General features: G+C 49.9%; 13 protein-coding genes and 1 tRNA gene. 11 read left to right on the top strand and 3 right to left on the bottom strand.

What is annotated here, in order from left to right:
* Window positions 1-23: 23 nt before the first annotated feature.
* The 6 genes from JT719_RS03630 (at window position 24) to JT719_RS03605 (ending at window position 3605) form a co-directional block, all read left to right on the top strand.
* Window positions 24-419: a thioesterase family protein gene (locus JT719_RS03630; RefSeq protein WP_207431140.1), complete on the top strand. Its 396-nt coding sequence runs from the start codon at window positions 24-26 to the stop codon at window positions 417-419.
* Window positions 420-893 (top strand): SsrA-binding protein SmpB, encoded by a 474-nt coding sequence (gene smpB, locus JT719_RS03625; RefSeq protein WP_207431139.1) that lies wholly within the window; start codon window positions 420-422, stop codon window positions 891-893.
* Between the two features lie 137 nt (window positions 894-1030).
* The gene (locus JT719_RS03620) at window positions 1031-1807 is read left to right on the top strand and encodes a C40 family peptidase (protein ID WP_242693066.1); all 777 of its coding nucleotides are present in this window, start codon (window positions 1031-1033) and stop codon (window positions 1805-1807) included.
* A gap of 99 nt (window positions 1808-1906) precedes the next feature.
* Window positions 1907-2416, top strand: coding sequence for an HNH endonuclease (locus tag JT719_RS03615; protein ID WP_207431133.1), 510 nt, complete (start codon window positions 1907-1909; stop codon window positions 2414-2416).
* A 29-nt stretch (window positions 2417-2445) separates the two neighbouring features.
* The gene (locus tag JT719_RS03610) at window positions 2446-3075 is read left to right on the top strand and encodes a hypothetical protein (RefSeq protein ID WP_207431132.1); all 630 of its coding nucleotides are present in this window, start codon (window positions 2446-2448) and stop codon (window positions 3073-3075) included.
* Between the two features lie 173 nt (window positions 3076-3248).
* Window positions 3249-3605, top strand: coding sequence for a hypothetical protein (locus tag JT719_RS03605; protein ID WP_207431131.1), 357 nt, complete (start codon window positions 3249-3251; stop codon window positions 3603-3605).
* Between the two features lie 211 nt (window positions 3606-3816).
* Here JT719_RS03605 and JT719_RS03600 read toward each other — a convergent pair whose 3' ends face one another.
* The 3 genes from JT719_RS03600 to JT719_RS03590 all read right to left on the bottom strand — a co-directional run bounded on the left by JT719_RS03600 (window position 3817) and on the right by JT719_RS03590 (window position 7853).
* Entirely contained in the window at window positions 3817-5139 is a 1323-nt protein-coding gene (locus tag JT719_RS03600; protein ID WP_242693065.1) for a hypothetical protein, read from the bottom strand.
* A 7-nt stretch (window positions 5140-5146) separates the two neighbouring features.
* The gene (locus JT719_RS03595; RefSeq protein WP_207431130.1) at window positions 5147-6301 is read right to left on the bottom strand and encodes a serine hydrolase domain-containing protein; all 1155 of its coding nucleotides are present in this window, start codon (window positions 6299-6301) and stop codon (window positions 5147-5149) included.
* A gap of 346 nt (window positions 6302-6647) precedes the next feature.
* Window positions 6648-7853: a C45 family autoproteolytic acyltransferase/hydrolase gene (locus JT719_RS03590; protein ID WP_207431129.1), complete on the bottom strand. Its 1206-nt coding sequence runs from the start codon at window positions 7851-7853 to the stop codon at window positions 6648-6650.
* 306 nt (window positions 7854-8159) lie between these two features.
* On the opposite strand from JT719_RS03590, the gene JT719_RS03585 reads away from it, so the two are divergent.
* The 5 genes from JT719_RS03585 to cphA all read left to right on the top strand — a co-directional run bounded on the left by JT719_RS03585 (window position 8160) and on the right by cphA (window position 16330).
* Window positions 8160-9092, top strand: a complete 933-nt coding sequence (locus tag JT719_RS03585; RefSeq protein WP_207431128.1) for a helix-turn-helix domain-containing protein — start codon at window positions 8160-8162, stop codon at window positions 9090-9092.
* A 634-nt stretch (window positions 9093-9726) separates the two neighbouring features.
* Window positions 9727-11613 carry a 30S ribosomal protein S1 gene (gene rpsA, locus JT719_RS03580; protein ID WP_207431127.1) on the top strand — a complete coding sequence of 629 codons (1887 nt, stop codon included), beginning with the start codon at window positions 9727-9729 and terminating at the stop codon, window positions 11611-11613.
* A gap of 417 nt (window positions 11614-12030) precedes the next feature.
* Window positions 12031-12101 (top strand) — tRNA-Cys (locus tag JT719_RS03575).
* Window positions 12102-12747: 646 nt separating this feature from the next.
* On the top strand, window positions 12748-13653 hold the full coding sequence (locus JT719_RS03570) for a cyanophycinase (protein ID WP_207431126.1): 906 nt from the start codon (window positions 12748-12750) through the stop codon (window positions 13651-13653).
* A gap of 37 nt (window positions 13654-13690) precedes the next feature.
* Window positions 13691-16330, top strand: coding sequence for a cyanophycin synthetase (gene cphA, locus JT719_RS03565; RefSeq protein WP_207431124.1), 2640 nt, complete (start codon window positions 13691-13693; stop codon window positions 16328-16330).
* Window positions 16331-16530 lie beyond the last annotated feature (200 nt).

Raw genomic sequence — 16530 nt, 5'->3', positions numbered from 1 at the left:
CTTGGTGCTCTAACCCATTTTTTATGCAGAACCCTTTCAAAGAAGGAGACACCAAGGTGTATCGTAAAACCGTTACCGAGGCAGATTTCGCGCAGTTTGAAGCGGGCTTGGTGCACCCGGTCTGTTCCACCTTCGCGCTGGCCCAGGCCATGGAATGGGCTTCGCGGCTGTTTGTGCTGGAGATGAAGGATGAAGACGAGGAAGGCATTGGTACCATGGTGCACATTGACCACCTGAGCCCCGCTTTCTTGGGAGAAACGTTAGAAGTGGAGGCGTCTTTCAAATCCCTGACGGGCAATGCGCTGCACTGTGACATAACCGTAAAGGCCGAAGAACGCGTGGTTGCGACCGGCCAAACCGGCCAAAAAATTTTGAAAAAAGAGAAGATCAACCGACTTTTGAAGAACAGTAGAAACTAAATGGCGAAATCAAAAGAGAAAGACAGGCTGCAGAAAACGGTGAATATCTCAAACCGGCGGGCCTCCTATGAATATCAGTTTCTAGTGAAATACACCGCCGGCATCATGCTGCGCGGCACCGAGATCAAATCCATCCGGGAAGGGAACGTGAACCTCACCGACGGCTACTGCACCTTCCACGGCAGCGAGCTGTTCTTGCACCAGGTTACCATCTCCAAATACTCTGAGGGCACCTACAACAACCACGAGCCCACCCGCGACCGCAAACTGCTCCTGAACAAACGAGAGCTGAAACAACTGCGCGACAAAGCCCAGGAGCAAGGCGTCACCATCATCCCCACGCGCCTCTTCATCAATGACCGCGGCTTCGCCAAAGTGGAGATTGCCCTGGCCAAAGGGAAAAAGCTCTATGACAAGCGCGAAGACATCAAAGAGCGCGACGTCAAACGCGAAATGGCCCGCGAACGGTATTAATCAATTAGGAATTGAGAATTAGGAATTAAGAATGGGTGAATCACCATCCCATTTCAATCTCCTTACTCTATTCCTGTTTCCAGCAGCGTGCTGATATTCCAAATTCTTAATTCTCAATTCTTAATTCCTAATTACCCTTGAACTTCGGGATTTGCAAACTGAGCCTGGTGCCCGTGCGCCGCGAACCGTCTGATAGAAGCGAACAGATCACCCAATTGGTATTTGGGGAGTGCTATGCGGTGCTGCAGACCCAGGAAAAATGGATTCAGATCAAGAACGCCCCCGATGATTACGAAGGCTGGATTGACCTGAAGCAGCATTTTCCCGTTTCCGATGCCTATTTCCAGGAATGGCGGGAAACCAGGCACGCCCGTTCCATGGACATTGTGCAGACCGTGAGCAGCGCCAATTGCGTGACGCCTATTGGCTTGGGCAGCGTCTTGCCGTTCTTTGACGGTATGAGCATTCGGGTAGGAGAAGAGCGCATGCTGTACAACGGTAGGGCTACCAATCCGGCCTTGCCGTACCGCGAGAACTTCCTGCAGAAAATAGCCTTGCAGTTCATGCGGGCACCGTACCTGTGGGGCGGCAAATCCATCTTCGGAATTGACTGCTCTGGGTTTGTGCAGCAGGTGTACGGCCTGTGCGGTTACCAGCTCTGGCGCGATGCCTACCAGCAGGTGGAGCACGGGCAGGAGGTGCATTTCGTGAGCCAGACCCGTCCCGGCGATGTGGCGTTTTTTGACAACGAGGAAGGTCGCATCATCCACGTGGGCATTGTGCTGGAAGACCAGAAAATCATCCATGCCTCCGGCGAGGTGCGTATAGACCAACTAGACCACCACGGCATCTACAACCGCGAGCGCAAACGCTATTCCCATAAATTAAGAATCATCAAAAGAATCCTTCCCTAGACGTTCTCGTGTAACACGAAGTCCTGAAAATCAGTTAGTAAATCTATTGTAAGAGAAAATTACGTATCTTACTTAGGGATCTAACGAGCAGGAAATCGTATGAATGAGAAAGTGCTTCTACTAAATCAAGATTACACCGCTATAGCTACATGCAGCCTGCACAAGGCCTTCGTTTTGCTGTACCTGGAGAAAGCGGAAATGATTGCGCAGGATCAGCTGAACCTGCTCCGAACGGTTCGGCAGGCGTATCCCAGGCCGCTGGTGATCCGGTTGCATAGGTACGTGCGGGTACCCTACAAAGGAATCTCGCTTACGCGGCAAAACATCATGCGCCGCGACCGCAACCGCTGCCAGTACTGCGGCTCCAGCAAGAACCTGACGTTAGATCATTTGCTGCCGAGGTCAAGGGGTGGGCAGAGCACCTGGTACAACCTCATTACCGCCTGCGCCCGCTGCAACTCCCGTAAAGGCGACCGCACCCCCGAGGAAGTAGCCATGAAACCTCTCCGCAAACCCTTCAAACCCTCGCTTATCTCTTTCCTGCGCGACAGCATTGAAGACGCCGATCATGCCTGGATGCCGTATTTAGGGGAGCGGTTACGGGGATAACCAAATTTCTTCCTTTAATTCTTAGAACCATGAAAAAGCTCCTCCTGCTCACCGTAGCAATGTTTGTCTTTATGCCGGCCGTTCTTCGCGCACAGATAATTCCCCCAACTGCCAACCAAAAAGGAATTGTTTCAGCTAACCCGCCCCTGTACCTGCTGAAAACCGATTCAGCCCAGGTGCCTCTCGCAAAAACGGCTTTTGAAAAGCTGAACCCTGAGTGGTTGAATTCAGTGGAGGTTTTCAAAGGTGAAAACGCTACGCAAAGGTTCGGTGAAAAAGGGAAACATGGAGTCATTTTGATTTCCCTGAAAAAGGAGCACGAAAGAGAGTTCCTGCGAATAGTACAGGCCCAGGGCCCAACAGAAGAAGCTTTTGACCAAGGTGCCGCAGCCGTCTCAATCAAACTCAGGTGTGGCTCCCCTCTGTCAAGCGAGGCACCTCTCTACATCATCAAAACCAAAAAAGAGGAGTTTACTTTAGCCCAAGAAGCTATCTCTACCCTTAACCCCAATTGGATTTCCTCAATCAATGTCTTAAAAGGGGAATCCGCAGAAAACAAGTACAAAGAGAAGGCGAAAAACGGAGTGATTGTGATTTCCCTGAAACAGGAGAATGAGCAAGACGCCCTGCAACTTCTCAAACAACAAAGGCAGAATTAAGCTGGCAAACTCCTACCTTTGCCCCTGAAGAGCTTTCGCCCCCACAGCTCATGGAGGTTTACCTGCCTCCACGTAAACCTCCCTGGTTTCTGTTTTCTTCCTACTTCCGGAAAAATGGCCTGAAAACGGGTCAGGGAATTGCCGTGCTTTACCTATACTACCTTAAACCTTTTATGAAAAAAGTTTTACTCGCGCTCTTGTTGCTGGGAGCTATGTCCTCCTACGAGGCTGCTGCTCAGGAGTCCTCTGCCAAACCCATGAAAGTTAAATTAGGCAAATCAGTGGTGACGGTTCACCCGGAAGCCCAGTACTATGTGAAGCTGGAAGACAGAACCCTGGAACTGGAGTCATTGGCCCTGGAGCAGTTTGACGCCAACTGGATTGCCTCCGCCGAGGCTCTGAAGCCAGCCGAAGCCCAGGAGAATTTCGGGGAAAAAGGCGAATTTGGCGCGGTGCTGATTACCCTTAACAAGAAGTATGAAGCAGAAGCCCTTCAGCTAATGCAGGATTTAAAACGCCGGAAACTCTAAGGATTTCCGCTCCCTTTTGGAAAAAGGCCCCGGAAACAGGTTTTGTACCTGTACCGGGGCCTTTTTATTTTCTTCTCTGGCAGGCTACAGACGAAGGATTTTTCTGGTGTTCTACCTAAGAAGTTTCTCTGATAAAACCCTGAGAGGGTTAGGGGCCATAATTTACCCTGTTTTGAGGTTCTTTACAGAAAATCAGGCCCGAAACGGGATTTCACTTTTGCAGCATAGAGGCGGTATACGGATTGGACAGCAACTCCCGAAATACTTCCCAGCGCTTCTCCGGTTGGTCAGGGGTGCCGCCCAGCGCCTCCACGTGTTTTCTCACCAGTTCCTGCCCCAGGTTGTAATTGATCACATAGCTGCGGTAACGGTCCATGAAACGGGTGCGCTGCAGGGCTTTGTCTTTCTGGTAGAAGTTGTATTTCACCAGCAGATCGGCGGCCTGTTCGCGGGAAATATGGCCGTTCAGGTAATGGCGGGCAATCTCGTTTCCGGCGAAGTTCAGTTGCCCTATTTTCTCCAGAATGGCGTAATAACGCTCCGCCCCGGTGGGGTTGAGTCCGGCCAGCGTAAACAGAACTTCCTTCTCGAATTGTAGCCGTTCCTGCGCCGGAAACGCCACCTGGATGCCGTAATTAGCGCTGCCCTCGGCAATGAGGGATTGCGGGCTGAAAAGCGGATAAATGGAGAATTCTTTCCATCCGCGTTTCTTCACCAGTTCCTGTTCCAGCAAGGCGTTGAACACATGGTGGCCCGGGTAGCCTTCGTGGCAGGCCAGGTCTATGGCACGTTCAATCTGGATGGGAAAATCGGTGTTGATCTGGATGAGGCTGTAGCCATTCCCCTTGAAATAGTTGTACCCCGACCAAGGTTTGTTTGTCACGTACTCCACCGTGAAATTCTCATTGGCCGGTAAGGGATAGTGGGCGATGGTGCGCTTGCGGGCCTCATTAATTGCCGCTTTGAAAACCACATTCAGCTTCTCCTTAGGGATCACGAACTGTTTTTGGTAAGTTGCCCAGCGTTGCGCCAAATCACCCTGACCAGGTAGTTCCTGATTCAGTGAATGCAGCAAAGAATCAAAATGGGAGAAGGCGTAATGCGGCGGCGTGGCGTCATACAGCAACTGGGCTTCTTCGTCGAAGGGGAGCTTTTTGCCCTGCATCATCTCCACTTTGGTAATGGCCGCTACTACCTGTTTCTGAAACATGGCTACGCGTTTCTTGTCCAAGGCTGAAAATCGGGCTGTCTCCATTTGCGCCAGAGACTGCTGAATTGTGCGGAACTCCCGCAAAAACTCGGCCGCCGGCAAGGTATCCCGCTTAGGTTGGGTAGGCTTCCATTCCTCGGGTCCGTAGTAAGCATCCACAATATCGGCATCGTACTGGCCCAGTTGCATAAGAGTTTTCACGTAGCGCTCGGCTAACGCATCTAAGGTTGGTTTGGCGGTAGTTTCTTGCCTGGCGGAACTGCAAGCCCCCAGCAAAACGAGGCAAAGCAGAAGCGAAAGAATTCGGTTGTAAGTGGAAGTCATGGAAAGGTTACGGTTGCGAAACAATAAGCTGGGCAAGCTCCAGCAGGTACGTGTGCGTGGATTTCTTCAGAAACCGAAGGTCATCGGTGTTGAACTGGATGCCCAGCGCCAGGTCAAGTTCGGGAAAATATTCCCCATCTGAAATGTAGCCCGGAAACCAACCGCTGTGCCCATAACCGTACCCGAACCTGTCACCCGGCCTGATTTGCATACCCAGTCCGTACAGATGGTCTTTGCCGGTATTGGCTTTCACGCCTTGCCGCATTTGGGTGCGAATATCCTCAGAAACCGGTTGGAAGTGGTAATAGCCTTTGGCCCAGGAAGCCAGATTCAGGGCGTTGGACACGAAGCCGCCACCCGCCCACTCAAACTGCGGATTGAACACCAGTTTCCCGTTCTGCACCATGGCCCCCGAGAAAGGGAAAGGCCCACCCGCCCGGCTGTACCCCACCGCCAGATCCCGGAAACTCTGCTTCACCGAGGGCTCCGTCCTGGTCAGTTGATACGGTTTGATAATCTGCTCCCGCGCGATATCATAGAGTTTCTTTCCGCTGATTTTCTCCAGAATATAGCCCAGCAAGAGGTAATTGGTATCGGCGTACCCGAAGCTGGTTCCCGCCGGGAAAAGCGGCTTCCGGTCAAACAGGTAGGAGAAGCACTCCAGCGGGGTAAAGGTACGGGCGGGGTCCTGTTGCACTTTCTGCATAAAATCGCCCAATTCATAGTACTCCTCCAGCCCCGATGTGTGGTTCATGAGCATTCGCAGGGTAATGGTTCGGGCATTAGGGAGGCGATCCAACCACGGCTCCGCGGCCAGGTATTGCTCAATCTTGTCATCTAACCGGAAAACACCCTGTTTCTCCAGCAACAGCGCCGAGGCCAGGAACAGGGTTTTCCCGTTACTACCCGAAAGCATGCGGTGACTGGGTTTCATGGGTTCTTTTCGGGAAGAATCAGCTAAGCCCGCTGCCAATTGAATGACTTCGCCGGTGGGCAACACCGCCGCGAAGGTCACGCCCGGAAATCCGTTGGCTTTCTGCAGAGAATCCAGTCGAGCCTGCAAGCGCTTCTTTAAGGCCGAGGTTTTGGCAGTGGTCTGCGCCTCCACGGCTAAGTGGCTCCACAGGAATAACAGGAGCAAGCTCCAGTAAAATCGTTTCATAGAGAATTGGTAAGGATGTGCCATTGGTAAGGTAATGCGGGTGCTAAACCACTAGTTCGCTTTGTTTTAGGGCTGTTTTCAAGAAATCAGGGCGAAATCAGATTTCTTAAATTAAGTATCTGGCGAGATAACTACATAACTCCTCTTGTCATCCTGGAAGGATCTTGTGGGCGAGCTAGAAAACCTTTGCTTAGGGGCCACTGCCGTTCGCTACCAAGATCCTTTCAGGATGACAAAGAGATGACAAAGAGAAGAGTATCAAAATAGAAGAGCATCAATCTATTTATCGAAAATACCGCTTGTGACAATCTAAAAACCGTTGAAGACTTCACCGGTTTTGCCATGCCTACTTCTTGGCGGTAAAATAGTGCTCCTGATACTCAGATTGGTCAGGTGAGCCGTAGGTGACCTGCACCGAGGGCTTCTTCCCGAAGGTGAACAATACGGAGCTGAACGTGAATCCTGCGGCGTCTTTGTTATAGGTCACACAGACGGGGAATTTTTCATGGTCTTTGGACCGCAGTGTGGCTTTGACCAAGGCAGGGGAGAGCGGCTGGTTGGCGGGGTTGAGCCTTTGTTCCAAGGCCGCAAACCGCGTTTGGCTGTTGGTTTTGGGGCCGGTGCCGCTGAGTACCCGCTGGTGGTATTGCTGCATCCAGGGTTTCACGTCATGATTAACAAGTGAATGGTTGGTGTGGTAAACCAGCCTCCTGTCTTCCACCGGAAAGAAGGGCACCACCTGGTTCGCCGAAGCCTCCAGGTTGTATACCTCCTGCTCTGTGCCTAAAATGTAGTTCTGCCCGGTGGCATGAGGCACGGTTTGCAAAAACTCCAGCGCTTCTTTCCCTGATTTTTTGCTCAGCAACCCACGGGTGACGAAGGTGACGGGCAGCCCATTTACGCTATTGTTCAGGTCGGTAAGCGCGTTGATGACCACGCCCACGCCCCGGTTGTTCATGCCCACAAACCCGATGAAGCCCGCGCAACTCAGAACATATTGCTCCGGGGTAGAGGGCGTCTGCGCGATGTGCAGCAGCACCTGGTAGCCGTGCATGAAGGTGTCAATGTCCACGTTCTGGGCAATGTAGGTGGGCTGTCCGTTGGCGGCGGCTACTCCCACGGCGCTGCAATGGTCTTTGTCCACGGAGTTGTGTTTCAGCCGATCCAGGTAGCCCCAGTACTCGTCAATCAGCTGAAAGGCGAAGACATCCTCCAACTTCTGCCCGGAACCCGCCGCCATGCCTTCCACTTCCTGCCACAACTCCGGCGTCCATTGCTGAATGGCGGCTTTGTAATTTGAGGTGTTCAGAAAATCAGCGATGACCGAGTCTGGGTGCCGGTTGGTTTCCTTACGCATGGATTCTTTCCATTTTTGGTAGACCTCGGCGATGGGCTGTTTGAGTTTTCTGCCGTGCTGCAGGCCGCGTTCGTAAGTACTGCCTTTCAGTTCCACCACGGGCACCTTAAGGTTTGACCTGGCATTCGGATGCGCTGAGGCTTGGTAGAAAAGCAAACTGAAAAAGGCGAGGAGGGAGAGAAATTTTCGTTTCATAGTAAAATTGAGTTGAGGCTTATCAGAAAATGCGTTGGAATTGGAATAGATTGAGGGTTGGTTCCATTTCCATCCCTAACTGCTTCCCTTGAGTGTACTGTTTGATTTGTCTCCTTCAAAATAACAGCGCATTTTTAGGAGGGCACTTGTAATTTCCTGCCCTTTTTGCCTACCAATGCGCAGAAAGCATCGGGTATCCATCTCACTTATGGCCTGTTTTCACCAAATCAGCCCCAAAACGGATATGGTTTTTAGATCAACTAATGAAACCACTTTCGGCCCCACCGGATTTCCTGAAGAGAGACAATGGCAGATTCCGCTTCACCTTCAACTCCTAACAACCTGTACAGCGGCAGTTGTGAGATCCTGCACGTAGATGGGCAGAGCTATACCTCCCTGAAGCAGGCCCGTACCCAGAACCGGATCATGAGCTCGTGCTTCCATTCGCTTGACGCGACCCTCCGCCCGCGCGGATTGGCCTTGAAGTATGTGGCGCAGGGGCAGGAGACCTATTGGGTGCAGGGCAAGCGCCATCAGATTACCGGGGGAGCTTATTTGCTGGTGAACGAAACCATTCCTTCGGTAGACACGGTGATCAAAGACGCAAACACCTGGAGCGTTTGCGTAGACATTGATGTGGCGTTGGTGAATGAGGTCTTACAGCAAACAGTGAACCCCAATGACCTGGATGCCTACCGTTCCCTGAGCACCTTTCTGCTCACGCCGGAGTTGTTCATCCGGGAGGCAGCGGCCGGAAAAAAACTCCAGCAACTGCTGAATAGTTATATTCCGCTGGCTATGCAGCCTTCCCAGGAGATTCCGGCCGTGGAGTTGCTGTATGATCTAACGGCGCTTCTTTTGCAGGAGCAACTGTCTGTGGCTTCTCCTTATTATAAACTGCAAACGGCCAAGTCCTCTACCAGAAAAGAGCTTTACCGAAGGTTGCTGCAAGGCAGAGAACTGCTGGAAGACAGCCTCTTCCGGGAAGTCTCCGTGCAGCAGGTGGCGGAGGAGTGCTGCCTGTCTGAGTTCCGGTTTTACCGGTTGTTCAAGCAGTGTTTCGGGGTGAGCCCGTACCAGTACCTGCACGCCCTCAGAATTGAGAAAAGCCTGCAACTGAGGCAGCAGGGCCTGGAGTGGACGGAGATTGCCTTCCAGCTCAACTTCACCGATGGGGCGGCGTTCAGCAAGGCGTTCAAGAAAGTTAAAGGAGTGTCTCCATCTAAGTTTGTATTGTAAACTGGTTCATAATACAGGTTCCTATGGGGGATAAATCAGTCTGCTTCACGTGCAGAAAGGCTTTTAGTACAGGCACCCAAGATTTCAAGGAACAGGTATGCTCTGAGTGCGGACAGCCATTCGTTTTCTTTAACCATAAATTCCGACCGCCCAAGAGAGCAGATATAAAAGCCTGGCAGGTGGTGCGCTTCTTATTTGAACATGGCTTCAACTTTCAGCATGTGTACAAAGATTTGAATGCCCATTTCAGAGTAATGTATAGTAGCAGTAATTATGCTGAATACCCGGAGTCAATGGAAGAGGCAATAGACTTTGTGATGAGGTACAGGAGCCAGGCAAAAAAGCTTGCCTGATTTCAATGGGTAAGTTTTACTATCTATTTAGGCTTACTTTTTAGAAATAAGGCCATAAACAGCTGTCTTGTCAGGTGAACCACGAAATGATTGATTCTGAGGGTGCTTTAATCAGTGGCAAGAACAAAACCTGGTTTCCAAAGGAAATTATTCGTACCTTCGCGCCGCATTCAAGGTGAATGCCCCTGGTTCCGGGTGGAGCACAGGGTATGTAGTATTAGCTACGCGCAGCTAAGTGGTTCTGTGGTTGGGCGTTATATTTTGTGAACCAGCATAGCAATATGGCAAATGTACAAGATTTTGACTGGGACAAATTTGAGTCTCAGGGTTTCGGTGGAGGCTACTCAGCTGCTGAGCGTGCCGAAATGGAACAAATGTATGCCAACACCCTGAACACCGTTCAGGAAGAGGAAGTGATCAAAGGTACCGTTGTTGGTATCACTGATCGCGATGTGATCCTGAACATCGGATTCAAATCTGATGGTCTGGTTCCGATTTCAGAATTCCGCGATATGCCGGAGCTGAAAATCGGTGACGAGGTGGAGGTATTCATTGAGGACCAGGAAGACCCTAACGGCCAATTGATCCTGTCCCGCAAGAAAGCCAAAATCGTAAAAGCATGGGAGCTTATCTACGGTGCTTTGGAGAACGACACAGTGCTGGAAGGCATCGTGAAACGCAGAACCAAAGGTGGTCTGATTGTAGACCTGTACGGCGTAGAGGCGTTCTTACCAGGTTCACAGATCGATGTGAAACCTATCCGCGACTTCGATATCTACGTGGGTAAGAAAATGGAAGTGAAAGTTGTGAAAATCAACGCCGCTTTCGACAACGTAGTAGTATCGCACAAAGTCCTGATCGAGAAAGATCTGGAGCAGCAGCGTGCCGCTATCCTCAACAACCTGGAAAAAGGTCAGGTGTTGGAAGGTGTGATCAAGAACATGACCAACTTCGGGGTGTTCATCGACCTAGGTGGCGTAGACGGTCTGTTGCACATCACCGATATTTCATGGGGCCGCATCAACCACCCACAAGAGGTGTTGGAGCTGGACCAGAAAGTAAACGTGGTGGTTCTGGACTTCGACGACGACAAGAAACGTATTTCTTTGGGCATGAAGCAATTGACTGCTCACCCATGGGATGCACTTCCTGCCGAAGTAGAAGTTGGTTCTCGCGTACGTGGCAAGATCGTGAACGTAGCAGATTACGGTGCGTTCTTAGAACTGATGCCAGGCGTAGAAGGCCTGATCCACGTGTCAGAAATGTCATGGTCTCAGCACCTGCGCAACCCACAAGACTTCATCAAACAAGGTGACGAGATTGAGGCCGTTGTGTTGACTATGGACCGTAACGAGCGCAAAATGTCTCTGGGCATTAAGCAGCTGACCGAAGATCCTTGGACCAAGGAAGATGTATTGACCAAATATGCCGTTGGAACTACCCACACTGGTGTGGTTAGAAACCTGACAAACTTTGGTCTGTTCATTGAGCTGGAAGAAGGTGTAGACGGTCTGGTTCACGTGTCTGACCTGTCTTGGACTAAGAAAATCAAACACCCATCTGAGTTCGTGAAAGTTGGTGACAGATTAGACGTAGTGGTTCTGGAGCTTGATGCTGCTGCCCGTCGTCTGGCCCTGGGTCACAAACAACTGGAAGAGAACCCATGGGATACGTTCGCTACCGTATTCACTGTAGGTTCAGTGCACAAAGCAACTGTGTTGGAGAAATCTGACCGTGGTGCTACCCTGGAGCTGCCTTACGGTATTGAAGGTTTCGCGTTCCCTAAAGGCTTAGCGAAAGAAGACGGTACTACTGTTGAGGCTGGTGAGCAACTTGACTTCAAAGTGACTGAGTTCTCTAAAGACGATCGTAAGATCATCTTGTCTCACGCTGCGGTATACTCTGCCCCAACCGCTGAGGACAACAAGAGAGCGAAATTCGTGAAGAAAGATGCTCCTGCTGCAGGTGCTCCTAAAGCTGCCGCCCCAGCTGCTCCTAAGAAAGAAGAAGTACGTTCTACCTTAGGTGACCTTGATGCCCTTTCTGCCCTGAAAGACCAAATGATGGAAAGCGAGAAAGAAGCCGGTGAGAGAAAATTAGCTGCGGCTGCCAAAGCCCGTGCTGAAAGAAACGCTGACGCTTCTGACAACGCTGAGTCTGCTGAATAATTCAATCGGGTTTTAGACCTGATTTCCAGAAAAGAGCCCCAAAACCTGGGGCTCTTTTTTTATGCCTGCTTTAAGACTGCTCAGGCAAAAGTGGGAGAGAAGCCATGCCTATGAAGTATAGGAGTCTGCATCTCATTTTAGTAGTTTGGCAGGTACTGGGTAAGGATCATAATGAGGAAAGTGCGGTTTACTTCCATTCCAGAAGAATAACAGTAGAGTAGCCACAGGCTGTTTTCTGTTTTTGACCTGTTTTAGCCGAAAAATATTCATTCTGAGCTCAAATTAGAAGTAATTATAAATGAGGTAATTGCAGGAGTTTTGCTGATTGATTAAGTAAAAAGTGCAGAAAAAGACTGAAATTTTTGCTTCAGAATTGGGATAGTAATAGATCCTGGCTATATTTGCACTCCCAATCACGGTAACGTGGCCGAGTGGCTAGGCAGAGCTCTGCAAAAGCTCGTACAGCGGTTCGAATCCGCTCGTTACCTCTCCTTGAAAAGCCTGCTTAATTCTAAGCAGGCTTTTTTGTTTCCCATCGGTTTAGAATTGGAGGTGCCCTTCGTGAACCTGTAGCTGTCTGATTCTATCTTCTTTTTCCTTTCTATATCCTTCCTCCATAGCATCAGGGCTGATACCCTATCATCAAGCCTCTTTTCTGCTGTGCAATGCCTCGCTTCAAATATTCTTATTCAGCAAAGACCATTACAGCAGGATATTCCGGGGCTGGTTGCCGCATCTAATACCAGATTTCATGTGCATTAATTTGCCCTTCTGAAGGGTGCCAAAATCAGGAGGATAGCAAAACAGATTGATTTTTAACCAGTTGTAAATTGAAAACTTATCAATAAGAAAATCAGTATACGTATATATATTTAGTATATCATAATTATTACCTCCATTTTTGAAAAAATAGCATATTGTTACCACTTGTGGCAGGTGGCTCCTCAGTAGTTTGCGCACCTGCTGTACGGTTAATGCTGTAAATTTTAGATAGGCAATCTTTTAACCTGTTATTGCGTATTGCGAGACATCTGAAAGTGGCCTTGAAGGCGATTATACCCATATCTGATCCTATATACATACTTCCTTCAAGAGCATTCAATCAAGTGTCTGAACCCCAGCAATCGTAGATATATGACCAAAACCAAAACCGCTGAGAAAAAGCCCAGGAAAGCTGAAGAAAAGCAAAAAGAAACATTAGCCTATAAGGTTCCTAAAGGCACTTTGATTGCCATTGGCGGACACGAGAACAAAGGCGATGAGCCGGAGGAAGGCTCATCCAATGCTGATAACCTGAACTTCGTGAAAAATGAGATTCTGGAGCGGTTTGTTTCAGAACTGAAAGGAGCAAACCCTTTGGTGCTGGTGATACCTACCGCCTCTTCTATACCCGAGGAGGTAAGCAAGGATTACATTGAGGTATTCAAAAAGCTCAAGGTCAAAAATATTGAGGTAATAGATATCCGTAACCGGGAAGACACCTGCAAAGAGGAGTACCTGGAGCTGCTTAAAAAAGCAGCCGGGATTATGTTCACCGGGGGAGACCAGCTTAAGCTCACCGCCATCCTTGGTGGAACCGAGTTTATGCGGCTTCTAAAAGAACGCTACTATGCAGACTCCCTTGTGATTGCCGGTACCAGCGCAGGCGCCGCAGCCATGTCTACCCAGATGATCTACCAGGGGAACTCCGGCGGAGAATTCATTAAAGGATCTGTGAGTATCACCGCCGGGCTGGAACTGTTGAATGATGCTGCTATTGACACCCATTTTATAACACGGGGCCGTATTGTAAGAATGGTGCAGATGATTGCCACTAACCCTTCCTTTATTGGAATTGGGCTGGAAGAAGACACCGGCATAGTGGTGAAAAACGGAAAAGACATTGAAGTAATAGGAAGCGGCCTGGTCATTTTTGTAGATGGCCGGGGCAGTACACATTCTAATATATACCGCGTGGAGGAAGGAGTTCCTATCTCCATCAGAGACCTCAAGGTCCATCTATTGGGCAAAGGAGATACATACACCTTAGAAATCTTTTAAACCTTCATACCCATATCCGAACAGGATAACAAGACTTATGAAAATCGCAGAGATACGCATTATGCGTGGACCAAATTATTGGTCTGTGAAACACCCCAAAATTGTAGTGCTGAAGTTGGAAATGGAGGAATTTGATGGTGTGCTTACCACTCAGATTCCTGGATTTGCACAACGATTGGAAGAAATGTTTCCCGGCATGGTAGAGCACCGAAGCACCGAAGGGCAGGAAGGTGGCTACCTGAAAAGAGTTCGGGAAGAGGGTGTTCCGCTGAGTAATGTAGTAGAGCACGTGGCACTTGAATTACAGACATTGGGTGGAATGAACTGCGGTTTCGGGCGCACCTATCCGGCCCCGCAACCCGGCTTTGAGTATGTGGTCTTTTCTTACCAGGAGGAGAAAGCGGGCAAATATGCCGCGCATGCCGCTATCAAAGTGACCACCGCATTGGCAAACAACCAACCCTATGATATCGGTCCAGACGTAGACGAATTGCACGAAATAAGGGAAGACGAACATATTGGGCCTAGTACCTATTCTATCGTTTCAGAAGCGGTGGCCCGCGGGATCCCTTACATCCGTCTGAACAAGAGCTCGCTCATTCAGCTAGGGTATGGGGTGCATCAGAAGCGTATTCAAGCCACCATGACTTGCCGCACTGCGGCCTTTGCGGTTGAAATAGCCGGCGATAAAAGCGCCACCAAAGACATGCTCCATGAGGCAGGCGTACCAGTCCCGAGGGGTGAAATTGTGTACACCGTTGAGGAACTCAGAGAGGCCGTTGACTACCTGGGGTACCCCATTGTAACCAAGCCACTGGATGGTAACCACGGCAAAGGAGCTGGTATCAATATCAGGAACTGGGATGACGCCCTAGCCGGGTTTGAGGTTGCCCTCAAGTACTGCAAGGCAGAGAAGGCCGTCATTGTAGAGCAATTCATTGAAGGGTATGACTTCCGCTTATTGGTAGTAAACAAGAAGTTTGTAGCGGCCGCAAAGCGCACCCCGGCCATGGTCATTGGAGATGGCGTTTCTACGGTGCAGCAGCTGATAGACAAAGTGAACAGTGATCCAAGGCGCGGGGTAGGGCACGAAAAGGTGCTTACCAGAATCACCATTGACAAAGACACCTACGGCATCCTGGAAAAGAAAGGCTACACCCTAAGCACGGTCATTGGCGAAGGCGAGGAATTGTTCTTGAAGAGCACCGCCAACCTTTCTACCGGGGGTACCGCTACTGACGTAACCGATTTGATTGACCCCTACAACGTCTTGATGGCAGAACGGATTGCCGGCATCATTGGGCTTGACATCTGCGGTATTGACGTAGTTACCTCAGACATCGCCATTCCTTTGCCCGAAGCCCGGGGAGCAGTCATAGAGGTGAATGCAGCCCCAGGTTTCAGGATGCACGTTTCACCCACTGAAGGGTTACCCCGTAACGTGGCAGATCCGGTCATTGAAATGCTGTTCCCGGATAATTGCCCATCGCGCATTCCAATCATCGCCATTACGGGTACTAACGGTAAAACCACAACCACGCGGCTTATCGCGCACATGGTGAAGTCAAATGGCTACCAGGTAGGTTTTACCACTACCGACGGTATTTATATTCAGGATACGCTTCTGGAAAAAGGGGATACCACCGGCTCCTGGAGTGCTGAGTTTGTACTCCGCGACCCCACCGTGAACTTTGCCGTTCTGGAATGTGCCCGGGGCGGTATGTTACGCTCTGGTTTAGGCTTTCAGCAGTGCGACATCGGGATTGTGACCAACGTAGCCGAGGACCACATGGGCCTGAGCGATATCAACACCTTGGAAGACATGGCCCGCGTGAAGGCAGTAGTTCCCAAGAGTGTGAGCAAAACCGGGTATGCCATCCTGAACGCCGATAACGACTACGTCTATAACATGGCAAAGGAATTGGAGTGCAAGGTCGCGTTCTTCAGCATGGATGAGAACAACCCCAGAATCCTGAAACACGTGGCCCAAGGTGGCTTGGCGGCTGTGTTTGAGAACGGATTCATCTCTATCTTCAAGAATACCTACAAAATACGCGTAGACCGCGTGGCTGACATTCCGTTGACATTTGGGGGTAGAGCCAAATTCAATATAGAAAACGTGTTGGCGGCTACGTTAGCTGGTTATATCTCCCGGTTCGACATCTCAGAGATTAAATCAGCCCTGCGCACCTTTGTGCCATCGGCAAACAAAACTCCGGGAAGAATGAACCTGTTCAAGTTCCCAACCTTTGAGGTGCTGGTAGACTATGCCCATAATCCTGCGGGGATGAAGGGGGTAGCCGATTTCCTGAAGAACGTGGATGCCCGTAAGCGGGTAGGAATCATTGCCGGAGTGGGAGACAGGAGAGACGAAGACATTGTGGCCCTGGGTAGTCTGGCTGCCGAGATGTTTGATGAAATCATCATCCGTACCGATAAAGATCCACGGGGCCGTACCCCAGACGAGATCAACCACTATGTTATTCAGGGAATTCATCAGGTAGATCCTAACAAAGACTACAAGATAATTCCGCAGGAGATGGTAGCCATTGCCTATGCCCTGGAGCATGCAGAACGGAACTCCTTTATCACCATCTTCTCAGAAGATACCTCAGAAGCCATCAAAATGATTGAAAGCTTCAAGGTAATCCAGGACCGCAGGGTAATGGTTGACTGAGGCAATGAGTGATTGAGTGATTGAATGAGAGATTGAGAGATTGAGAGAATGAATGATTGATTGAGTGAATGAATGAGATAAAAGGGGAGTAGGATTGATTTTTCTCTTAAGTATGTTTTTCTGATGGTTTCACCAAAAAAGCCAAAATGAATAAGCAAAAATTTTATCCATTCACTCATTCACTCATTCTCTCATTCTCT

Origin of the sequence: Sabulibacter ruber, assembly GCF_017355955.1 — a bacterium.
GTDB classification, from domain to species: domain Bacteria; phylum Bacteroidota; class Bacteroidia; order Cytophagales; family Hymenobacteraceae; genus Nibribacter; species Nibribacter ruber_A.
The sequence above is the reverse complement of the archived record's forward strand: the minus strand, read 5'-3'. Positions and strand labels throughout refer to the sequence as shown.